This window comes from Limnohabitans sp. YIMB22184 (assembly GCF_048020265.1).
Lineage (GTDB): Bacteria > Pseudomonadota > Gammaproteobacteria > Burkholderiales > Burkholderiaceae_C > Limnohabitans_A.
In genome coordinates this window covers 706263-726632 of the sequence record NZ_CP171843.1, presented here as the reverse complement: position 1 = coordinate 726632, position 20370 = coordinate 706263, and the positions used below count along the sequence as shown (strand labels likewise).

General features: G+C 57.3%; 19 protein-coding genes, 3 tRNA genes and 1 other annotated feature. Of the genes, 8 read left to right on the top strand and 14 right to left on the bottom strand.

Going from position 1 to position 20370, the window contains the following annotated elements; translation table 11 throughout:
• Nucleotides 1–32: 32 nt before the first annotated feature.
• Together ACHEXL_RS03395 and ACHEXL_RS03390 are read right to left on the bottom strand one after the other, a co-directional pair.
• On the bottom strand, nucleotides 33–467 hold the full coding sequence (locus ACHEXL_RS03395; RefSeq protein ID WP_108286407.1) for an Hsp20/alpha crystallin family protein: 435 nt from the start codon (nucleotides 465–467) through the stop codon (nucleotides 33–35).
• A gap of 702 nt (nucleotides 468–1169) precedes the next feature.
• The gene (locus tag ACHEXL_RS03390; RefSeq protein WP_416561301.1) at nucleotides 1170–2654 is read right to left on the bottom strand and encodes a PLP-dependent aminotransferase family protein; all 1485 of its coding nucleotides are present in this window, start codon (nucleotides 2652–2654) and stop codon (nucleotides 1170–1172) included.
• Nucleotides 2655–2699: 45 nt separating this feature from the next.
• Between ACHEXL_RS03390 and ACHEXL_RS03385 the strand changes: the two genes are divergently transcribed.
• Nucleotides 2700–3395 (top strand): pyridoxamine 5'-phosphate oxidase family protein, encoded by a 696-nt coding sequence (locus ACHEXL_RS03385; RefSeq protein ID WP_416560632.1) that lies wholly within the window; start codon nucleotides 2700–2702, stop codon nucleotides 3393–3395.
• 162 nt (nucleotides 3396–3557) lie between these two features.
• On the opposite strand, the gene ACHEXL_RS03380 is transcribed toward ACHEXL_RS03385, so the two are convergent.
• Both ACHEXL_RS03380 and ACHEXL_RS03375 read right to left on the bottom strand, forming a co-directional pair.
• The gene (locus tag ACHEXL_RS03380) at nucleotides 3558–4349 is read right to left on the bottom strand and encodes a Bug family tripartite tricarboxylate transporter substrate binding protein (protein ID WP_416560631.1); all 792 of its coding nucleotides are present in this window, start codon (nucleotides 4347–4349) and stop codon (nucleotides 3558–3560) included.
• A gap of 211 nt (nucleotides 4350–4560) precedes the next feature.
• Nucleotides 4561–5925: an FAD-dependent oxidoreductase gene (locus tag ACHEXL_RS03375; protein WP_416560630.1), complete on the bottom strand. Its 1365-nt coding sequence runs from the start codon at nucleotides 5923–5925 to the stop codon at nucleotides 4561–4563.
• A 104-nt stretch (nucleotides 5926–6029) separates the two neighbouring features.
• Here ACHEXL_RS03375 and ACHEXL_RS03370 point away from each other — a divergent pair, with 104 nt between their 5' ends.
• The 3 genes from ACHEXL_RS03370 (at nucleotide 6030) to ACHEXL_RS03360 (ending at nucleotide 8076) form a co-directional block, all read left to right on the top strand.
• Nucleotides 6030–6128: a helix-turn-helix domain-containing protein gene (locus ACHEXL_RS03370; protein ID WP_416560629.1), complete on the top strand. Its 99-nt coding sequence runs from the start codon at nucleotides 6030–6032 to the stop codon at nucleotides 6126–6128.
• Nucleotides 6129–6175: 47 nt separating this feature from the next.
• A protein-coding gene (locus ACHEXL_RS03365; protein ID WP_416558777.1) for an IS3 family transposase occupies nucleotides 6176–7413 on the top strand; the annotation gives its coding sequence in 2 pieces (ribosomal slippage) (nucleotides 6176–6467 and nucleotides 6467–7413; 1239 coding nt in all).
• Nucleotides 6457–6573 (top strand) — a sequence feature (AL1L pseudoknot). (Overlaps the previous gene by 117 nt.)
• A gap of 297 nt (nucleotides 7414–7710) precedes the next feature.
• The gene (locus ACHEXL_RS03360; RefSeq protein WP_416560628.1) at nucleotides 7711–8076 is read left to right on the top strand and encodes a hypothetical protein; all 366 of its coding nucleotides are present in this window, start codon (nucleotides 7711–7713) and stop codon (nucleotides 8074–8076) included.
• A 165-nt stretch (nucleotides 8077–8241) separates the two neighbouring features.
• On the opposite strand, the gene ACHEXL_RS03355 is transcribed toward ACHEXL_RS03360, so the two are convergent.
• The 10 genes from ACHEXL_RS03355 to folC all read right to left on the bottom strand — a co-directional run bounded on the left by ACHEXL_RS03355 (nucleotide 8242) and on the right by folC (nucleotide 17222).
• Nucleotides 8242–9951 carry a site-specific integrase gene (locus tag ACHEXL_RS03355; protein ID WP_416560627.1) on the bottom strand — a complete coding sequence of 570 codons (1710 nt, stop codon included), beginning with the start codon at nucleotides 9949–9951 and terminating at the stop codon, nucleotides 8242–8244.
• Between the two features lie 94 nt (nucleotides 9952–10045).
• Nucleotides 10046–10122: transfer RNA gene (locus ACHEXL_RS03350), tRNA-Asp, on the bottom strand.
• A 56-nt stretch (nucleotides 10123–10178) separates the two neighbouring features.
• Nucleotides 10179–10254, bottom strand: a tRNA-Glu gene (locus ACHEXL_RS03345).
• 38 nt (nucleotides 10255–10292) lie between these two features.
• Nucleotides 10293–10368 (bottom strand) — tRNA-Ala (locus tag ACHEXL_RS03340).
• Between the two features lie 75 nt (nucleotides 10369–10443).
• Complete coding sequence (gene gltX, locus ACHEXL_RS03335; protein ID WP_416560626.1) at nucleotides 10444–11853, bottom strand: glutamate--tRNA ligase; 1410 nt, start codon at nucleotides 11851–11853, stop codon at nucleotides 10444–10446.
• 1 nt (nucleotide 11854) lies between these two features.
• A complete protein-coding gene (locus ACHEXL_RS03330) occupies nucleotides 11855–13066 on the bottom strand; it encodes an O-succinylhomoserine sulfhydrylase (protein WP_416560625.1) in 1212 nt (403 codons plus the stop codon).
• A gap of 9 nt (nucleotides 13067–13075) precedes the next feature.
• A complete protein-coding gene (gene purF / locus ACHEXL_RS03325) occupies nucleotides 13076–14590 on the bottom strand; it encodes an amidophosphoribosyltransferase (RefSeq protein ID WP_416560624.1) in 1515 nt (504 codons plus the stop codon).
• A 38-nt stretch (nucleotides 14591–14628) separates the two neighbouring features.
• Nucleotides 14629–15123: a CvpA family protein gene (locus ACHEXL_RS03320; RefSeq protein WP_416560623.1), complete on the bottom strand. Its 495-nt coding sequence runs from the start codon at nucleotides 15121–15123 to the stop codon at nucleotides 14629–14631.
• 1 nt (nucleotide 15124) lies between these two features.
• The gene (locus ACHEXL_RS03315) at nucleotides 15125–15922 is read right to left on the bottom strand and encodes an SPOR domain-containing protein (RefSeq protein ID WP_416560622.1); all 798 of its coding nucleotides are present in this window, start codon (nucleotides 15920–15922) and stop codon (nucleotides 15125–15127) included.
• 10 nt (nucleotides 15923–15932) lie between these two features.
• Nucleotides 15933–17222 carry a bifunctional tetrahydrofolate synthase/dihydrofolate synthase gene (gene folC, locus ACHEXL_RS03310; RefSeq protein WP_416560621.1) on the bottom strand — a complete coding sequence of 430 codons (1290 nt, stop codon included), beginning with the start codon at nucleotides 17220–17222 and terminating at the stop codon, nucleotides 15933–15935.
• Between the two features lie 50 nt (nucleotides 17223–17272).
• On the opposite strand from folC, the gene ACHEXL_RS03305 reads away from it, so the two are divergent.
• The 4 genes from ACHEXL_RS03305 (at nucleotide 17273) to argG (ending at nucleotide 20149) form a co-directional block, all read left to right on the top strand.
• Complete coding sequence (locus tag ACHEXL_RS03305; RefSeq protein ID WP_416560620.1) at nucleotides 17273–17617, top strand: ArsC family reductase; 345 nt, start codon at nucleotides 17273–17275, stop codon at nucleotides 17615–17617.
• A 103-nt stretch (nucleotides 17618–17720) separates the two neighbouring features.
• Nucleotides 17721–18341 carry a glycine zipper 2TM domain-containing protein gene (locus ACHEXL_RS03300; RefSeq protein ID WP_416560619.1) on the top strand — a complete coding sequence of 207 codons (621 nt, stop codon included), beginning with the start codon at nucleotides 17721–17723 and terminating at the stop codon, nucleotides 18339–18341.
• A 136-nt stretch (nucleotides 18342–18477) separates the two neighbouring features.
• Nucleotides 18478–18795, top strand: coding sequence for a pyrimidine/purine nucleoside phosphorylase (locus ACHEXL_RS03295; RefSeq protein WP_416560618.1), 318 nt, complete (start codon nucleotides 18478–18480; stop codon nucleotides 18793–18795).
• Nucleotides 18796–18808: 13 nt separating this feature from the next.
• A complete protein-coding gene (gene argG, locus ACHEXL_RS03290) occupies nucleotides 18809–20149 on the top strand; it encodes an argininosuccinate synthase (protein ID WP_416560617.1) in 1341 nt (446 codons plus the stop codon).
• Nucleotides 20150–20370: the final 221 nt, after the last annotated feature.

Below are 20370 nucleotides of genomic sequence, written 5' to 3'. Positions count from 1 at the left end.
GCACCACTTGGGCCGCAGCCCAAGCCGGGTCATCAGGCGATCTTGAGCAAATGGCTTTGGCCGTTGGGTTTCTTCGGCAAAGTCAGCTGCAACACACCGTCTTCGTATTTGGCGGAAGCCTTAGCTTGGTCCACACTTTCATCCAAGGTGAAGCTGCGTGCGACGCTTCCGTAATAGCGCTCACTGCGAATGATCTTGGAGCCCTCTTTTTCTTCTTTTTCCTTTTTCACCTCGGCGCTCAAGGACACCTGGTTGCCCTCCACAGACACTTTGATGTCTTCTTTCTTAACGCCTGGAATTTCGGCTTTGACAAAGAAATTTTTGTCGTCTTCTGTCAAATCCAGCCGCATCTGAGGCTCGCCCTCCATCAGTCGGTGCATGGGACGCATCGCAAACCCTTTGAAAAAATCCTCATTGAAAGGGTCGCGCAATTCGCTGAATGGGTTGAATCTTGTGAGGTTGCTCATGGTGTGTTCTCCATCTATCAAATAGGCAGCATCCGGGCCGCCTGACAACGAGGAGCGCGGTGGAATTACGCATCGCCCCAAGGGCCCTTGCAAGCCCCTTGGCCACTGTCGTTTTTTCTACGCACGATGTCTGTTGCCCATTTCACTGATGGGATGCCCTCTCTTCACCGGAGCAGACTGAGCCAATCTGGTGAATGAAGCGGCGATTGTGACCACAGACCGCAACACCGATGGCGTTCTCTTGGCAGATTGCATTACCGCGTTCGAGCGCATCGTGGCAAGCCTTGAAAAGCGCAAGCAGGGGATGAGAGATCACGCCTGCGCCATGACAAGATTCCAAATTCAATCATGTGGATTCAGAAAAGAAAAAACCGCTGTAAATCAGAGACTTACAACGGTTTTTCATTTTTTGGCGGAGTGGACGGGACACTCACGGCAAACAATCTAAGCCAATGATTTAAAAAGGATTTTTTCAGAAAAAATCGCAAAAGTGTTCACAACAAGTGTGCCCCCTTGTTGTGACACCGGTCATGCTACACCAAAGTCAACCCTTTTTGACTGAGGCTTAGACTGATTTATAGGGGTACAAGCTTAGCCAAACAGAACCAAAGTGAGGCGGCGATGAATGCGAAAGGCATTTAACGTGCGCGACAAAAAGAACTTCCGAATAAGGCAGAAATGACGGCAGTCGGCCAGAAGCCGTCAGTCGAGATTGGCACTAGCTGCAGCCATTGTCGAAGCCAAAATGCGTATGCCATTCTGGATTTGCTCCAAAGACAAGCTGGCATAGCCAAGAATCAACCCCGCTGGTCGTGGATGAAAGTGATTCAAGGCGTCTGCGAACAAAGGCGAGACCGGATAGACGCCAACCCCTCTGTGGCGTGCAGCTGAGGCGATTCTCCGTTCGTCTTCTGGCTGAAATGACGGCAACCACAGCACAACGTGAAGTCCAGCGGCATCGCCACCGATCTGGGCATCTGCAGGCAGGTACTGAGCGACGGACGCGATCAAGGTGCGGCGTTTTCGGTCGTAGTCGCGTCGCACACGCCGCACATGGCGCTCATACGCTCCGCTTTCGATCAAAGCCGCCAGTGTTCTTTGCTCCAAAACCGGTGCATGGTGATCGGTCAATCGCTTGGCTTGCCGAAACGCACTGACCAGCTGACGCGGCAAAACAAGGTATCCCAACCGGAGCTGGGGAGAAAGGGCTTTAGAGAACGTGCCCACATAGATCACCCGTCCCTCTGAATCCATGGACTGAAGGGCATCAATGGGCCGCTGCCCATATCTGAATTCGCCATCGTAGTCGTCTTCGATGATCCAGGCGTCTTGACGCTTCGCCCATGCCAACAGCTCAAGGCGGCGGCCAATGGGCAGCACACCGCCCAATGGAAATTGATGCGAAGGCGTCACATAAACCAATCGGGCGTTGTGGCCTTCCGGGAGCTTTGTAGTGACCAGTCCGTTGGCATCCACAGGCACCGACAGGCGCCTCGCGCCAGTGGCCTCAAAGCTGCGCCTGGCCGTCACGTAGCCGGGCTCTTCCATGGCAAACGCATCGCCGGGGTCTAGCAACAACCGGGCGCACAGGTCCAGCGCTTGTGTTGCACCATGGACGACAACGATTTGATCGGCGTCGCAGGTCAGACCACGTGCTCGGCGCAGGTAGGCGTGTAATGTTTGTCTGAAATGAAGATCCCCTTCGGGCAAAGCGTAGTTCAGGTGGGGCTGATGGCGCACCAGCTCGGACACATACGCCCGGCGCCAGGCCGTCAGTGGAAAGTTTCGCAGCTCGACCGCCCCATACAGAAAATCAATCGGCGGGGGATCACCTGGCGAGCCAGGCGGATGCGTGGCCATCACCCGCTGGGCATAGTTCGAGAGCGATGGCGGTCGACTGCCCATGGGAGCAGCCCCTTTGGTTACCTGAAAAGCGGGTGAACCCGCGACGCGGGCGACTTGACCGGCGGCGGTTTCCAAATAGCCTTCTGCGATCAGTTGTTCAAATGCACTGGTGACAGTCGTCCGTGAGACCGAATGCTCCGCGGCCAGCGTTCGTGTGGATGGCACCCTGGATCCAACCGGCAGTGTGCCGTCCCTGATCTGGGCACGAAGCAGGTCATAAATGTGTTGCCTGGCCCCGTTGGGTCCTTTTCGGTTGGATGCACCACTCACAATCTGGCCTATATATTTTGATAAAAACTGGACCATATCAGCATACCAGTGTCTGCCATGATGGTGTCCTTGAAGCCATGCGCAATAAGGAATCCAGAAATGAGTGACTTGCTACAAGCAACAGAGAGATCGCGGGTTCGCCGCTTGCATGAACGTGCCAGCTTCGATCGAGCGCTGGCCAACGCCATCCTGGATGCCCAGCCCATGTGCAATGTGGGTTATGTCATTGACGGCCTGCCTTATGTGACAACGACCCTTCAGTGGCGGGAAGGCCATCACATCTACTGGCATGGCTCTTCGGCGAGTCGCGCCTTGCGCAACCAGAAAGAAGCCGAGGTGTGCATCACCGTTTCCATTCTTGATGGTTTTGTGCTGGCACGATCTGGAATGCACCACTCCGTGAACACGCGATCGGTCACCTTGTTCGGCAAGGCGTTCAAGGTAGAGGACCCAGAGGAAAAACACCAGCTGTTGGGCCGGTTCGTCGACCATTTTTTCCCTGGTCGTTACGAAACACTTCGCCCCGATCACAAGCAGGACTTGAAGGCCACCACCGTCCTGGGCATGGAAATTGTCGAGGGCAGTGCCAAGACCCGAGGTGGTGGGCCAGCTGACGAGGAAGAGGATTACAGCTTGCCCATATGGGCCGGGGTGATCCCCGTTCATCAAGTGGTGGGCACCCCAGTGGCCGACCCTAGAAATTTGCCAGGGATCGAAGTCCCTGAGCATGTGCGCGCATTCAAAATGGGCTGAAGCAGTCTGACAAGTTGGATGACTGCTTTAGGTCGTTCAGAGAGGGTCAAGGACCAACGGATCAATTCGGCGGCGGATTCAAGCAGTCGTTGCGCCTCAATTGATGGATGTCCGCTTTTTAATCGCGCGCAATTTCAGAAAACGATTGATGTGTTCTGCGATTCAATCGTTTTTGATGTTGGCAGTCTTAATGATGGCCTTCATGATGGCAGCCTCTTCCGCCACCCTGGTTCTGAGACCTTCTGGGGCAGAACCCACCGTATTCCAACCACCTTGGATAAAAAGACGTTGGCGGACATCTGCGTTCCGCATCAGCTTGGGCACTTCCTGTGCAAGCCGTTGCTGAGCGATTTTGGATAATTTGGCAGGGCCGATCAGCGCAGTCCAGACTTCAAGATTAAAGTCCTTCACGCCCAACTCGCTGAGTGAAGGTGCTTCGGGCGCAAGCGTGCTGCGGCCTCCAGTCAAACCCACAATGTGTAATCGTCCCGATTTGACATGTGGCACTGCCAGCCCGGGTGGCACCAAAGCCATCTGAATGTGACCACCTAGTAATCCTGTAATCACAGCAGGATTGCCCTGGAAGGGGATGTGCACGGGATTCATGCCTGGCACTTTGGATTTGAGCAACTCCATTCCCAAATGGGCCACTGATCCGTTGCCAACAGAGCCATAGTTCCATTGTTCGCCCTGCTTTGCTGCCATAGCAAAGAATGCCGCACCTGTTGGCAAATCAGCTCGCGTCACCAATGCCAATGGCGAGGTCGTCAGCAGACTCAAGTAGCTGAAGTCCCGAGCCGGGTCATAAGGCAGTGCTGGATTCAGGATCTTGGCCGATGCGAGGTTGCCATTGATAACGACCCCTAGCGTGTGGTCATCGGACGCTTTTGCGACCAAATCCGCAGCTAGATTGCCCGATGCACCTGGGCGGTTTTCAACAATGAGGCTGTCCAAGTACCCCCGCTAATGCATCCGACAACGCCCTCGCTGCGCTGTCAGGGGTCGAACCAGCAGGGAATCCCACAAGAATACGCACAGCGCGTGTAGGCCATGCGGCAGATTGCGCATATGAAAATGCAGATATGCAGGCTAGCGCAGCGGCAACAATTGCTCGATTGAAATGACTTCGTTTCATTGGATGATGCTCCTGATTCTGGGTTTCGTTTTATTCGTCCAAGCCAAGGTAGGCGCCCTCAGAGGCTAACGCGTGTTGAAGTTGATGAATGTCTACTTTGCGTGGTGTGATCTTTTGAGCCACAGCCATTGAAGCTGCAGTTCCTGCGGCCTGTCCCATCACAAAGCATGCGCCAGAAACGCGTGCCGCGGACTGGCCGCCATGCGTCATGGAGGCGCATCGTCCTGCCATCAACAAATTGGACTGTTCTCTTGGCAGCAGCATCCGGTAGGGCAAGTGGTTGAATCCACGGCAGTTGGGAATGTCTTGCCATTTGAAATTGATATTCCCAGCGATGTGTTCTTCAACCATCCAGCCATTGACACCAATGCTGTCGTCAAAGCTGGCGCATTCGAGCACATCCTGCTCAGTCAGTTGATAGTCACCTATCACACGCCGCGTTTCTCGAATCCCAACCTGCGGCGCAATCTCCAGCAGGTATGACTTTTCGAAGCCCGGAGCGTAGGAACGCAGGAAGCTGAAAAATTCCGTGATTTGTTTGCGACCAAGAACTTCGGCCTCGCTCAGTTGTCTTGCATCGGTTCCATCAACGGGGCTGCCATCTGCGTTAGCCAATTGCGTCACGTTGGCGCGCCACTCTGCGGGATTCTTTTGAGGCCGGATGATGGGAGTCTTACGAGGGAAGCGCTTGCCGTCCCTTTCAGCCTTTTCCATGAGGGTCCCGAAATGGTTCCACGCATCTCCGGCTTTGGCCGCATCCACACCGTGTACACGGAACATGGTGGAGGGGTACATCATGTCCTCTTTCTCAGCCGAATCCTTGCCTTTCTCGAACGGGGCACCAGCGTGGGCAGCAAGATCCCCATCGCCAGAACAGTCGATGAACACTTTGCCCAGAATGGCCTGCCGACCTGATTTGGTCTCCACCAGCAACGCTTTGATGTCACCAGGCGAATTCATCAGCACACCAACGGCCTGTGCATGGAACAAAACTTGAGCACCACTGGAGAGCACCAACTCATCGGCCGCAACTTTGAACACGGCGTTGTCGTAGGCCTGGGCTGCGATCTTGTTGCCGAAGAGGCTGTGTGGCTCATTGAGACCGCCAAGCTCATGCATCCTGCCAAGCAAAACATCGGCCAGTCCGTGCACGACCTGTTTGATTGTCCCGTGCACATTGGCGTGCAATCCACAAAAGTTGGTCACGCCAGCAGCCGTGCCCATACCGCCCAGAAAACCATAGCTTTCCACCAGCAGGGTTCGACTACCAGATCGAGCGGCTGATGCTGCCGCCATGATTCCAGCAGGGCCACCACCCAGCACAACCACATCAAATTCACCAAAAATTGGCGTCAAACGGCTGGGTTCTTTAAGACTTGCAATCGTGGTGCTCATGGCTTTTATCTTCATGTGGGATAACAGGGTTGATCGTAAAACCAAGACAAATCTACAACAATAGGTCATTATGAGAGCTTAAAATTCGCGTATCGAGAATAATTGTGGACACCCTAACCAATCTAAAAGCCTTCCTGGCCGTGGCCCGTACCGGTAGTTTTGCTGCGGCGGCTAGGGAGCTGAAAGTTGCGCCCTCTGTGTGAATCGCCCCGGGTTTTGAGGAGGCTCCACACTTTGAGAAGATGGAGCCATGAGCAAGAAATCGAACCGTTTTTCACCCGAAGTGCGCGAACGCGCTGTCCGCATGGTGCTCGAGCACCGTGGCGAGTACCCATCCCTTTGGGCCACCATTGAGTCCATTGCCCCCAAGATCGGGTGTGTGCCGCAAACCCTCAACGACTGGGTTCGCCAGCACGAGGTTGACGAAGGCATGCGCGATGGCGTCAGCTCTGATGAGCGCGCCCGCATCAAAGACCTCGAACGCGAAGTCAAGGAACTGCGCAAAGCCAACGAAATCCTCAAACTGGCGAGCGCTTTTTTTGCCCAGGCGGAGCTCGACCGCCGACTCAAGTCTTAAGGGACTTTGTTGATCAAAACCGTCACGCCTACGGGGTCGAGCCGATTTGCAACGTGCTGCAAATCGCCCCTTCTGGCTACAGGTGCCATGCTGCCCGCCAACGCAAGCCCGAGCTGCTTTGCGCCCGGACCAAACGCGATGAAGCCCTGATCCCGCAAATCCAAGCCGTCTGGCAGGCCAATATGCAGGTCTACGGCGCAGACAAGGTCTGGCACCAGATGAATCGTGAAGGAACCAAGGTGGCGCGCTGCACGGTCGAGCGGCTCATGAAGCGCATGGGATTGCACGGCGTTCGCCGGGGCAAGGTCGTGCAAACCACCGTCTCGGACAAAGCCGCGCCATGCCCGCTGGACCGGGTCAATCGCCAGTTCAAAGCAGAGCGTCCAAACCAACTGTGGGTGTCGGACTTCACCTATGTCAGCACCTGGCAGGGCTGGCAATACGTGGCCTTTGTGATCGACGTGTTTGCACGGCGCATCGTGGGCTGGCGGGTGAGCAGTTCGATGCGTACTGACTTTGTGTTGGATGCCCTGGAGCAAGCCTTGTTCGACAGACAACCTGAACGCTCAGATGCATTGATACATCACTCGGACAGGGGGTCTCAATATGTTTCCATTCTCTACACCGAACGCCTGGCCCAAGCTGGGATAGAGCCATCGGTGGGCAGCCGTGGCGACAGCTACGACAACGCGCTGGCCGAGACGATCAATGGGCTGTACAAGGCCGAATTGATACACCGCCGTGCACCCTGGAAAACCAAGGAGGCACTGGAACTGGCAACCCTGGAATGGGTGGCTTGGTTCAACCACCACCGACTGCTGAGCTCGATTGGGTATATTCCACCGGCTGAAGCTGAGGTGAACTACTACCGGCAGCTAGCCGGGAAGCACGAGACCGAGGTCTCAACTTAAACCAACTGGCCTCCACGAAACCCGGGGCGATTCAAGACGCGCTCGGTCTCACAGTCACTAGAGCCAGCGATAAAACGGTCTCTGTCAAGTTTCCAGGCACACCCAAAGCAATCAAGCTCAAGGGCGCGATATACGAGCACGACAGCAACTACGCTGAAATTAAAGGCAAACAGCAGCGCGCAAGTTTCGGTGAGGAGGAATTTTCAGAGGCAAAGAAAAGGCTGGAGCAACTGCTGGCCATAAGAGCAGTGCACATCACAGATACACCCAAGACAACAACAAGAAAGGAGCACGTGTATGGAAAACAAGCAAACAACAGGAGGTCCACAGCCGGACCAAAAAAGACTACTGAGCGAGTTGGTCTTCCTTCAAACGGAACGACTCAACATCCTCACCGCGCAAATCAACACACTCATGTCACAGGTGGCTTGGAGCGAAACCTGCTTCAAACGCGTGGAGGACAGTGGGGTGATTCACATGGCTGGAATCATCCGAAAGATGGCCAAGGACTTGGAGATGCTTCAGATCAATCACAACAAGCTGTCCAACTTCGTCAGGACCCATGTCAAAACGGAGCAGGACGAGGGGGGCAATGGAGGGGGGGACGAGCAATCACCGCTTTCAACCCACTTGCAGAAATCGCTGAGCAAATTAGGGCGCTGAGCATTCAGCTTAATGCCTGTGAAGTCGGATCACTGGAAGCAAAAGCCATCTCAGACCAGTTGAACGTCCTTCAAGGCATCAGGCAATCTCAGTATGGCGCGCCCTCACCAACGAAGAAAATAAAGCCGCGTTAACAGGGCATTTTTCAGCGGACCACGGCCCTATTTACTGTGCTCGTTGCTTGTCCAGCCTCTTGGCCATATCCTGACTTTTGGCCTTGTGATTCATGATTCTTTCGCTCTTCCTGACCTCGTGAGCTAGAACGGCTTTCTGCTTCTCAATGGGAGCCTTCAGGTCATCCAGTTTCAGGTGAGGAAATACCAGCTTGTCCGCAACATTGTTGAGCAAAAACTCTACGGTGTGCCTCTGACTGTAAACACGAGAATTCACGGTGTTGTGCTCATGCCCCACAAATTGGCATCTGGTTTCCTCTGGCACCCCAGCTTGCTTGAGCAAGTCATTGGCTGTAGACCGGAACGAGTGAAACACCTTGTTCTTGCTGGTGATTTTCAGACTGTCCAGGTACTTGCCAAACCGCTCACTGGGCCTACCACTCTTGTTCCCAAAAGTGTCGGCATTGAGATATGGAAACAGGTCCCCCCTGTAAGGTCTGACCAACTCCACATAGTCCAAAAACCCAATCTTGATGAGTGTCGGATGCAGGGGAATTTTTCTCACTGAGGCACTGTTTTTAAGGCTCTTGGCAAGCTCCTGTCTTGGCTTGCTCTCTTTGGCTGTAGACCTTACAGATGTTCGCTTGGCCTGAGTCTCTTCATTGATATCAATCGTCCAAATGCCATCAACCATCTTGATGTCGGTGAGCAAAAGCTGTGTGAGTTCTGAAATCCTTGCCCCTGTATGCAAGCCAAGCAAGGGCAACCAAAAGTCTGCCGGTTGCTCCAAGGCCAGCAGGTTCTCATGGTTGAAGATTTGTGCCAACTCATCATCACTGTAGGGCTTGTAGCCGTTGAGGTGATGTGACTTCTTCTGGTCCCTCTTCGTGAAAATCTTATGGTTGCTGGTTGGCAAGTCACCAGCAGGAATGGCAGAGAGGGTTTGAGCAAGCCCAAAAACACCATTGAGCACAGCCAGGTATTTCTTCTGGATGACACTGGCCGTCAACCCTTCAGCCATCAAATCATCAATGAAATCTGCGATGTCCACTCGTGTGATTTGGCGGACGAAATAAGGATTGGCACTCTTTTTGGCATACAACCAGACCTCAAATTTTTTGAGCATCCGTTCGTATTCATAGTGTGTCTTTGTTGCCAGTCTTCCCTTTGAGCGAGCGAGATAGCGACCAATCATCTCATCCAAGGTGAAGCCTGATGGCTTGGTTTTGGGCTGTTCTTCGCTGGTGCCTATCTGTTTGGTGATTTCAAATTCTTGGGGGGTGCCTGCTTTGGCATCTGCCCCAAGAGCCTTGGCCATTGCAAGAGCCGCATTGAGATCGGCAGGATCGTTGGGATCGGCAATCAAGGTGGAATTGCCAACGATGATTTGGAGTGAGCGGGCATCCTCAGCAGTAAGCACTGGGGATTGGCTGACAGCACGGTCAGCACTGCTTTGATGCCTGCTTTTGATGTCCAGCAGGGCTTTGGCGATGGCATCTCCCTTGGCAATTTCTTGCCTGAGTCGCTCATCACTTGGGTAGGTGCTCAGATCATCCAGATTGAGCTTGTTCGGGTCGTAATCTGTGCTCACTCTTGATCCCTTTAACTCTGCTGAAATATACAGTGCCTTGAGCTTGGCCTGATGAGGTTCACGGGTTCCCAGAGAGAACCGTTTTTCGTGAACACCTGACTCATTTCGCACAGTCAAACGGAAGTAGAAGACCCCATGTCTGGACTTGACCAGATAGGAAGGCAGTTTCATCGTGGTTTTCCCATGAAATGGGACACCTAAATGTGACACTGCTTGCGAGACCCAAAAGAAAAAAGCCGTTGAAAATCAACGGCTTTTTTAACTTTGGCGGAGTGGACGGGACTCGAACCCGCGACCCCCGGCGTGACAGGCCGGTATTCTAACCAACTGAACTACCACTCCTGGTAGCTGTAACTTTTGTCAAGCTGCTTGTGCAACTGACCAAGTGCTACAAAACTTGGCGACCCTACGGGGATTCGAACCCCGGTACTCACCGTGAAAGGGTGATGTCCTAGGCCTCTAGACGATAGGGTCATAACCTGGACTGATTCTTTCGAATCTTCTCGACACTTTGGTGGAGGTAAGCGGGATCGAACCGCTGACCTCTTGCATGCCATGCAAGCGCTCTCCCAGCTGAGCTATACCCCCTTTGGTACAACGGCAAGCACTGCTGCTTTTTCGTTATGCCTCGTTGGTGTCGAGACTTGAATTATAGACAGAAATTCAAGCGTTTTTCAAACGCTCAAGAATTTTTTCTCTTTCATTCAACGCGAGGACCGCATCGAGCGATGGCGTCTGGGCTGTCCCCATCACCAACACGCGAACTGGCATGGCGATTTGCGGCATCTTGAGGCCGGTTTCGGCCAAGGTTTCCTTGATCGCGGCCGCGATCGAAGCTTTGTCCCACGCACAGGTGGCCAACTTGCCAGCCAGTAGCGCCAAGGCAGGCTTGACCGCATCGGTCACGTGCTGGACTTTCTCTTCAGCGTTGGGCACGACATCCAGATAAAAAGCAGAAATCCATTGGGCCAAAACCACGAGCGTGTCGCAACGGTCCTTGAACAAACCGCAAATGCTGGCCAGGCGCTCATCGGCCACCACACCCAGTTTGGCCAGGAAGGGCTGAACGTGCTGGACCAACTCGTCGTCAGGCAGTGCCTTGAGGTGCTGGGCGTTGACCCACTTGAGCTTGGCTTCGTCAAACTGCGCAGCGCTGCGGCCCAGATGGTCCAGGTTGAACCACTCGAGGAACTGTGCACGGCTGAAGATTTCGTCGTCGCCGTGGCTCCAGCCCAGGCGGGCCAGGTAATTGACCATGGCATCGGGCAGATAGCCTTCGTCGCGGTAAGCCGTCACCGCCTTGGCGCCGTTGCGTTTGCTCATTTTCTCGCCCTGCTCGTTCAGCACGGTAGGCAGGTGGGCGTAAACCGGCGGCTCTTTCCCCAAAGCTTTGAAAATGTTGATCTGGCGCGGTGTGTTGTTCACATGGTCATCGCCGCGGATTACGTGGGTGATCTGCATGTCGATGTCGTCCACCACCACGCAAAAGTTGTAGGTCGGCGTGCCGTCCGGGCGAGCGATCACCAGGTCATCAAGCTCGTCGTTGCTGATCTCGATGCGGCCTTTGACCTTGTCGTCCCAGGCCACCACACCGCCGATCGGATTCTTGAAACGCAGCACGGGCTTTACACCTTCGGGAATCGCGGGCAAGGTTTTGCCTTCGGCCGGACGCCAAGTGCCGTCATAGCGGGGCTTTTCCTTGTTGGCCATTTGGCGCTCGCGCAAGGCGTCGAGTTCGGCCATGCTCATGTAGCAAGGGTAGACATGGCCTGCGGCAATCAACTCGGCCAGCACCGCTTTGTAGCGGTCCATGCGTTGCATTTGGTAGAACGGACCTTCGTCGTGCGTGAGCTGAAGCCAAGCCATGCCTTCGATGATCACGTCGACGGACGCTTGTGTTGAGCGGTCGAGGTCGGTGTCTTCGATGCGCAAGATGAAGTCGCCGCCCGTAGCTCTGGCAAAGGCCCAGGGATACAGGGCCGAGCGGATATTGCCCAGGTGAATGAAGCCCGTGGGCGATGGGGCAAAGCGGGTGCGCGTTCGTGCAGAAGAGCTTGAGAGGCTTTGGGTCATATCAGAGGGTGTCGAGACCACGAGAGAGGTCTTTTTGGATGTCTTGCGGGTATTCGAGGCCAACGGCCACGCGGATCAGGCCCTGGCCAATGCCAGCGGCCTGGCGCTGGGCCTCGGTCAGACGGCCATGTGAGGTGCTGGCCGGGTGGGCCACCAAAGTTTTGGTGTCACCCAGGTTGGTCGACAGGGACAGCATTTGCATCGAATCGAGCACATGGAATGCGCGAGCGCGGGCTTGCTCGGGGCCATCGGCTTTCACGTCGAAGGACAAGACCGCACCGCCCAAGCCAGACATCTGGCGCATCGCCAGTTCATGTTGCGGGTGGCTCGCCAAGCCAGGGTAATGAACGCGGGCCACCGAGGGGTGCTTTTCCAGCCATTCAGCCAAGATTTGCGCACGGGCGGTCTGAGCACGCATGCGCAAGTCCAGTGTTTCCAGGCCCTTGAGGACCACCCAGGCATTGAAGGGTGCCAGCGTCATGCCGCCGCTTTTGAGCACCGGCAAAAACTTCTCGGTGATCATCTGTTGCGAAGCACACAAGGCACCCGCCATCACACGGCCCTGACCATCGAGGTACTTGGTGCCCGAATGCATGATGATGTCGGCCCCCATGGCCACAGGACGCTGCAAGGCGGGCGTGGCAAAGCAGTTGTCCACCGCGAACAAAGCACCCGCGTTGTGCGCCATGTCGGCCAGCGCCTGGATGTCGCACACCTCGGTCAGTGGGTTGGTCGGGGTTTCGGCAAAGAACAGGCGGGTGTTGGGTCGAATCGCCGCTTGCCATTCTTTCAAGTCGGTCTGCGACACAAAGCTGGACTCCACACCAAACTTGGCCAGATCCGAGCCAATCAGCTTGATGGTCGAGCCAAACATGGAGCGCGAGCACACCACATGGTCGCCCGCCTTGAGCAGGCCCAAGCACATCATCAAGATGGCGGACATGCCCGAAGCCGTACCCATGGCGGCTTCGGTGCCTTCGAGCGCGGCCAGTCGCATCTCCATGCTGGCCACCGTGGGATTGCCGTAGCGGCCGTAGGTGTAGCCTTCTTCGTCACCCGCAAATCGGGCTGCGGCGGCGGCGGCCGTGGGTTGTACATAGCCGCTGGTCAGGTACAGGGCCTCGGAGTTTTCACCATATTGGCTGCGCTCCACGGCGGCACGCACCGCCAGGGTTTCGATGTGCAGATCGTCAAATCGTTGGGCTTCGGTCATGGCAGGTGCTCACACGCTGGCGTTGGGCAAGGCCAAACGCGAGTTGTCATCGTCGCCCTCTTCCACTTGGAGTCGGGTTTCGTTCAGGCGAGTGATGTCGTCGATGGAGATATCGCCCGTCACGTACACGCCGTCAAAGCAGGACGCATCAAAGTCTGACAGCGCCCCCGCAGCGTTGACACGCGCCTGAGCCACCGCCGTTTTCATGGCGTCCACATCTTGGTAAATCAGGGCGTCGCAACCAATGATCTCGCGGATCTCTTCGATGCTGCGGCCGTGGGCCACCAGCTCTTCTTTGGTGGGCATGTCGATGCCGTACACGTTGGGGTAACGCACAGGTGGCGCAGCGCTGGCCATGTAGACCTTGCGGGCACCGGCATCACGTGCCATTTGCACAATTTCGCGGCTGGTGGTGCCGCGCACGATGGAGTCGTCCACCAGCAGTACATTGCGGCCCTTGAATTCGCTCACGATGACGTTGAGCTTTTGGCGAACCGACTTCTTGCGCACGGCCTGACCGGGCATGATGAAGGTGCGGCCCACATAACGGTTTTTGACAAAGCCTTCGCGGTACGGAATACCCAACAGGTGCGCCAACTGCGTGGCGCTGGGGCGGCTGGACTCGGGGATCGGAATGACCACATCGATGTCGCTCGGCGGCACGGTAGAAATGACACGCTTGGCCAAAGTCTCGCCCAGGTTCAAGCGGGCCTGGTACACCGAGATGCCGTCCATGGTGGAGTCGGGTCGGGCCAAGTACACATATTCAAAAATGCAGGGGCTCAGCTGTGATTTTTCGGCGCACTGCTGGGTGTGGACCTGACCGTCGAGATCCACAAAAATCGCCTCCCCCGGCGCCACATCGCGCTCGAATTGGTGCGCTGTGCCGTCCAGCGCCACAGACTCGCTGGCCAGCATGATCGTGCCGTCAGCACTGCGGCCCATGCACAAGGGGCGAATGCCATGTGGGTCGCGGAAAGCCACCAAGCCGTGGCCTGCGATCAAAGCGATCACCGCATAAGAGCCTTTGACGCGGCGGTTCACGCCACGCACAGCCTCAAACACATCCACCGGCTTCAGGGGCAAACCGCGTGTGGTCTTTTCCAGCTCGTGGGCCAGCACGTTGAGCAAGACTTCGGAGTCGCTCTCGGTGTTGATGTGGCGGTGGTCCACCGAAAACAATTCGGCCTTCAAGGCATGGGCGTTGGTCAGGTTGCCGTTGTGAACCAGCACCAGGCCAAAAGGCGCGTTCACATAAAAGGGCTGCGCCTCTTCTTCGCTGAAAGCGTTGCCCGCTGTGGGATAGCGCACCTGACCCAGGCCGCAATTACCAGCCAAGCTGCGCATGTTGCGTGTGCGAAACACATCGCGCACCATGCCCTTGGCCTTGTGCATGAAAAACTTGCGGTCGAGTTGCGTGACGATGCCCGCCGCATCCTGGCCGCGGTGCTGCAAAAGCAGCAAAGCGTCGTAAATCAACTGATTGACCGGTGCGCTGCTGACAACGCCGACAATTCCACACATACTTTTAATCCGTTCAAAAAATCGAATCGCCCTCGAATTCAGGGCAAATAATCCACAAAGCTGCTGGGCAAAAGGGGTTTCAAGCCCTTCAGGATGATGTCCAGCCAAACCGGGCCTTGGGCTGATGACCACCAAGCGTCACGCGCCACGCCGGTCAATTGCAGGACGACGGTCAAAGCCAACAACAACACCAGCCCCCGCGCCAAACCAAATACACCGCCCAAAGTGCGATCCACCGGGCGCAAACCCACGGTCTCCACCAGCTTCTTGATCAACCAGGACAACAAGCCTGCTGCAAACACTGTGGCGACAAAAACCACCGCAAAAGCGGCCGCGTACTGCACCGATTCCGGGGCACTCTGGAGCATGGGCAACCACCCCACCACATCGCCCGCCAGCCACTGCGCCACCACAAAAGCAGCCACCCAACCCGCCAGGGACAAGACCTCGTAAACCAGACCGCGCCATAGCCCCACCAGCATGGAGGCGAACAACACCCCCAACAAAAGCCAATCGGTGAGGCTGACCGCCATGTCAGATCTTCAAGAAAGACACAGGCAAGTCGAGCTTGCGAATACGGGCAGCCACTTTGTCGGCTTCTTCACGCGTATCAAAAGGGCCCACGCGGATGCGGGTGGTGTTCTTGCCATCCCGCTCCACCACCTGGGTATAGGTTTTCACGCCGGCCTGCTCCAGCTTGCTGCGCACTTCACGCAGCTTGGCCGGATCGCTGAACGCGCCCACTTGGATGACAAAGCGGCCCGCAGAGGCCTTGGCAGACGGCTTGCCCTCGAGCAGCGCCTGGGCTTTGTCACCATCGTCCTTGGGCTTGGCTGCAGGGGCAGGGGCAGGCTTGTCAGCCTTCACAGGGGCAGCTGCAGGAGCCTCCTGCTTCGCGGCAGGTTCTTTGTCTGTGGCTTTTGCAACGGGCGCTGTGGCCTTGGCGGGCTCAACTTGGGGCGCTGGCGAGACCGGTACTGTCGGCAGCACCACCTCTTCACGGGCATCCAGACTGGCTTGGGCTGTCACAGGCTCAGAGGCAGGCAGCAAAGGTTTGGCCGGCCCCTGGCTTGCGGGCACAGGGGTGCCGCTGGACAAAGGGGGGGTGCTTTGCCGGTCAGGAATCACGATGGGCGTGTCCACCGCGACAGGTCGGGGCTGGGTATCGAACAGCAAGGGGAATCCCACCACAGCCACCAACACCAGCACAACAGCCCCCATCAAACGGTGCCGCGCACGGCGCCGAACCACTTCGATGTTTTCGTTGGGGCCGGAAGTCACTGCTTCACCCGAAGCGGCTTGACCAGGAAATCGGAACTTGAAAAAGGCCATGGCGTGGTGCTCACGGGCTCAGGTGTTTGGCTTGCAGACGCGGGATGCCGTCTTTCAAAACACCGCCCACGGTATAGAAGGAGCCAAAGACCACGATTCTATCAGCCGGGTCTGCCGCATCGATGGCCGCCTGCAGGGCCTGCATGGGGTCGGCGTGCACGCTCGAGGCGGTGTCGGTGCGGGTGTTTTGCGCTTGCCAAGCCTGCTGCAAATCGGCCGCTTTGGCAGCCCTGGGCAGGGGCAAATCGGTGAAATACCACTTGTCCACCATCGGGTTGACCTTTTGCAGCATGGGCAAGAGGTCCTTGTCGGCCATGGCCCCCAACACCGCGTGGGTGGTGGGGTAAAAACCCATGGCGTCGAGGTTGGCCGCCAGCGCTGCCACCGAATGCGGGTTGTGCGCCACGTCCAGCACCAAAACCGGCTGGCCCGGCACGATCTGAAAACGACCGGGCAGCTCCACCATGGCCAAGCCGTTGCGCACCGCCTGGGCCGTGACGGGAATGCGCTGACGCAAGGCGTCCAGCGCCGCCAACACGCCCGAGGCGTTGATCAACTGGTTGGCCCCGCGCAAGGCCGGGTAGGCCATGCCGCTGTAGCGGCGGTCGCGCCCCGCCCAGGCCCATTGCTGCTTGTCGCCCGAAAAATTGAAATCACGGCCAAACTGCCACAAATCGGCGCCGACGGCGGCGGCGTGGTCGATCACGCTTTGCGGCGGCACCGGATCGCTCACGATCACAGGCCGGCCGGCCCGCATGATGCCCGCCTTCTCAAAGCCAATGCTTTCGCGGTCTTTGCCCAAAATGGCCGTGTGGTCGATGTCGATGCTGGTGATCACCGCGCAGTCGGCGGCGATGATGTTCACCGCGTCCAGGCGGCCACCCAAACCCACCTCCAAAATGGCCACGTCCAGGTTGGCGCTGGCCATCAGGTGCAGGATGGCCAGGGTGCTGAACTCGAAATAAGTCAGGCTTACATCGCCCCGCACCGCTTCCACGGCCGCAAAAGCGTCGGCAAACACCTCGGCCGAAGCCGATTCGCCATGCAGGCGGCAGCGCTCTTCAAAATGCACCAGGTGTGGCGAGGTGTAAACGCCAGTGCGGTAACCGGCTTGCAACAGCACCGCCTCCAACATGGCGCAGGTGGAGCCCTTGCCGTTGGTGCCCGCCACGGTGATCACCGGGCAGTCAAAACGCAGCTGCATGCGGTCGGCCACGGTTTTCACGCGGTCCAGCCCCATGTCAATGGCCACGGGGTGTAACTGCTCGCACCAGTCGAGCCATTCCTGTAGAGTCTTCATAGGCGGCGATTGTCGCCCAGTCTTGTCACTTTCCCTTTGATCGAACTCCCATGGACCCCATTGTTTACGGCATTCCCAACTGCGACACCGTCAAAAAAGCCCGCACCTGGCTGGCCGATCACGGACTGGCTGCAACTTTTCATGACTTCAAAAAACAAGGCGTGCCCGAAGCGCAGCTGAACGCCTGGCTGGCTGCCGTGGGCTGGGAAACCCTGCTCAACCGCAAAGGCACCACCTGGCGCAAGCTGGACGCCGCCGTGCAAGCGGGCGTGACCGACAGCGCCAGCGCCAAAAAAGTCATGCTCGAACACGCCAGCACCATCAAACGGCCGGTCATTGCCTGGCCCTCGGGGCAGATCACGGTCGGGTTCACGCCCGAGCAGTGGCCGGTGTGAAGGTCCGGTTGGCGGCCAGCAACAAAACTTTACGTCGTCACCACACGCCAGACTGCTCGAGCGGCATAAACTCCACGCCGAACCCGATCTACAGACCCGTTTCATGAAAAAACAAACCGCCATCGCTTTGATCTGTGCCACAACCGCTTGGGCGCAGGCCCAGGAAGTCGGGCAAGTGATTTCGCGCACCGCTGTTTACCAACAGGTGGCGGTGCCGCGCCAAACCTGCACGACCCCAAGCCCCACGACCCCTGCGCCAACTTCTGGCGGAGGCGCCATCATCGGCGCGATCGCCGGGGGCTTGATTGGCAGCCAGCTCGGTGGCGGCAACAGCCAGGGCATCGCCACCATGGCCGGGGTGGTCGGCGGCGCTGTGCTGGGCAACCAGGTCGAAGGCCAAAATGCATCCACGCCCACCACCACCTGCACCACACAAACCGTCTATGAAAACCGCCTGATCGGCTACAACGTGGTCTATGAATATGCAGGCAAGCAATACAACGTGCAATTGCCCCAGGACCCTGGCCTGACCATTCCGCTGCAAGTCACCCCCATGTTCGCCCCGCGCTCGGAAGTGCCGGCCAACCCGACTGTGATCACCGAATCGCGCGTGGTCTACATGCCCGCCCCCGTTTACCGCAGCCCCCCACCCTACTTCAGTCATATGAACATCGGCTGGGGATGGTCCTCCGGTCATCGTCATCGGCATGGCCACTGGCGCTGAGCCAGGCCTTGCCCGACCGGCTCAGGCCAGACAAGGCGTCTGGCCTAAAATGTTGGGTTGACCGGCCACCAAGGGCGTCAAAAGACGCCCTTTTACATTGACGCGGGATTGTCTCGCCCCCTTTGAAGCACCACCCATGACCACCCAAACCATCGACGGCGTCTCCGTCAACACCCAAGCCAATGTTTACTTTGACGGCAAATGCGTCAGCCACGGCCTGACGCTGGCCGACGGCACCAAACTGTCGGTGGGCGTGATCCTGCCTTCCACCCTGACCTTCAACACCGGTGCGCCTGAAATCATGGAATGCGTGGGCGGCTCCTGCGAATACAAGCTCGACGGCAGCACCGAATGGCTCAAGTCCAGCGCGGGCGAAGAGTTCAGCATCCCCGGCAACTCCAAGTTCGAGATCCGCGTGACCGAGCCCTACCACTACATCTGCCACTTCGGCTGATCGGATTCAGAACATGAGCACCATCCTGCAAAACCTGCCCAAAGGGCAAAAAGTCGGCATCGCCTTCTCCGGCGGCCTGGACACGTCTGCTGCCCTGCTGTGGATGAAGCAAAAGGGCGCCCTGCCCTACGCCTACACCGCCAACCTGGGCCAGCCTGACGAGGCCGACTACAACGAAATTCCCCGCAAGGCCATGGAATACGGCGCAGAAAAAGCCCGTCTGGTCGACTGCCGCACCCAGCTGGCGCACGAAGGCATCGCCGCCATCCAGTGCGGTGCATTCCACATCAGCACGGGTGGCATCACCTACTTCAACACCACACCTTTGGGCCGCGCCGTGACCGGTACCATGCTGGTGGCGGCCATGAAGGAAGACGACGTCAACATCTGGGGGGACGGCAGCACCTTCAAAGGTAACGACATCGAGCGCTTTTACCGCTACGGTTTGTTGACCAACCCGAGCCTCAAGATCTACAAGCCTTGGCTAGACCAGCTGTTCATCGACGAGCTGGGTGGCCGCGCCGAAATGAGCGCTTTCATGACTGCCAACGGCTTTGGCTACAAGATGAGCGCCGAGAAGGCCTACTCCACCGACAGCAACATGCTGGGCGCAACCCACGAAGCCAAAGACCTGGAAAGCCTGCAAAGCGGCATGAAGATCGTCAACCCCATCATGGGCGTGGCGTTCTGGAAGCCCGAAGTCGAAGTGAAGGCCGAAGAAGTCAGCGTGCGCTTTGAAGAAGGCATGCCCGTGGCTTTGAACGGCGTGGAATACGCCGACCCGGTCGAGTTGTTCCTCAAAGCCAACGAAATCGGCGGCCGCCACGGCCTGGGCATGAGCGACCAGATCGAAAACCGCATCATCGAAGCCAAGAGCCGTGGCATCTACGAAGCCCCCGGCATGGCGCTGCTGCACATCGCCTACGAGCGGCTGGTCACCGGCATCCACAACGAAGACACCATCGAGCAGTACCGCATCAACGGCCTGCGTCTGGGCCGCCTGCTGTACCAGGGCCGCTGGTTCGACCCGCAGTCCATCATGCTGCGCGAAACCGCCCAGCGCTGGGTGGCACGCGCCATCACCGGCACCGTCACGCTCGAACTGCGCCGCGGCAACGACTACTCGATCCTCAACACCGAGTCGCCCAACCTGACCTACGCGCCCGAGCGTCTGTCGATGGAAAAAGTGGAAGACGCGCCGTTCAGCCCGCTGGACCGCATCGGCCAGTTGACCATGCGCAACCTCGACATCGTCGACACCCGCGCCAAGCTGGGCATTTATGCGCACGCTGGTTTGCTGTCGGTGGGTGAAGGCCCGCACATCTACAAGTTGGATGGCAGCGGCAAGAAGTGATTTTTGCTTGGTTCTAAAGAGAAACGGCCTTCGGGCCGTTTTTTGTTGTCGTAACTTGCTTTGTGGGAGTTTTCCGCCTTGGTGCGGATGCCTGCCGGACTCGCCGATTTGGCGAGCGAAGCGAGTTATGAGGCGAGCCGGCAGGCATCCGCACCAAGGCTGCGTCCGTTGAAACACAAGCGGGTATGGAGGTCTTTGGAGTTCTTTGGCAGCGCAGCGCC

Excerpts from the sequence above, each read along its gene's own strand:
- ACHEXL_RS03395 (WP_108286407.1), bottom strand. The coding sequence starts at position 467 with ATGAGCAACCTCACAAGATTCAACCCATTCAGCGAATTGCGCGACCCT.
- ACHEXL_RS03385 (WP_416560632.1), top strand. The coding sequence starts at position 2,700 with ATGATGGTGTCCTTGAAGCCATGCGCAATAAGGAATCCAGAAATGAGT.
- ACHEXL_RS03375 (WP_416560630.1), bottom strand. The coding sequence starts at position 5,925 with ATGAGCACCACGATTGCAAGTCTTAAAGAACCCAGCCGTTTGACGCCA.
- ACHEXL_RS03360 (WP_416560628.1), top strand. The coding sequence starts at position 7,711 with ATGGAAAACAAGCAAACAACAGGAGGTCCACAGCCGGACCAAAAAAGA.
- ACHEXL_RS03355 (WP_416560627.1), bottom strand. The coding sequence starts at position 9,951 with ATGAAACTGCCTTCCTATCTGGTCAAGTCCAGACATGGGGTCTTCTAC.
- gltX (WP_416560626.1), bottom strand. The coding sequence starts at position 11,853 with ATGACCCAAAGCCTCTCAAGCTCTTCTGCACGAACGCGCACCCGCTTT.
- ACHEXL_RS03330 (WP_416560625.1), bottom strand. The coding sequence starts at position 13,066 with ATGACCGAAGCCCAACGATTTGACGATCTGCACATCGAAACCCTGGCG.
- purF (WP_416560624.1), bottom strand. The coding sequence starts at position 14,590 with ATGTGTGGAATTGTCGGCGTTGTCAGCAGCGCACCGGTCAATCAGTTG.
- ACHEXL_RS03320 (WP_416560623.1), bottom strand. The coding sequence starts at position 15,123 with ATGGCGGTCAGCCTCACCGATTGGCTTTTGTTGGGGGTGTTGTTCGCC.
- ACHEXL_RS03315 (WP_416560622.1), bottom strand. The coding sequence starts at position 15,922 with ATGGCCTTTTTCAAGTTCCGATTTCCTGGTCAAGCCGCTTCGGGTGAA.
- folC (WP_416560621.1), bottom strand. The coding sequence starts at position 17,222 with ATGAAGACTCTACAGGAATGGCTCGACTGGTGCGAGCAGTTACACCCC.
- ACHEXL_RS03305 (WP_416560620.1), top strand. The coding sequence starts at position 17,273 with ATGGACCCCATTGTTTACGGCATTCCCAACTGCGACACCGTCAAAAAA.
- ACHEXL_RS03300 (WP_416560619.1), top strand. The coding sequence starts at position 17,721 with ATGAAAAAACAAACCGCCATCGCTTTGATCTGTGCCACAACCGCTTGG.
- ACHEXL_RS03295 (WP_416560618.1), top strand. The coding sequence starts at position 18,478 with ATGACCACCCAAACCATCGACGGCGTCTCCGTCAACACCCAAGCCAAT.
- argG (WP_416560617.1), top strand. The coding sequence starts at position 18,809 with ATGAGCACCATCCTGCAAAACCTGCCCAAAGGGCAAAAAGTCGGCATC.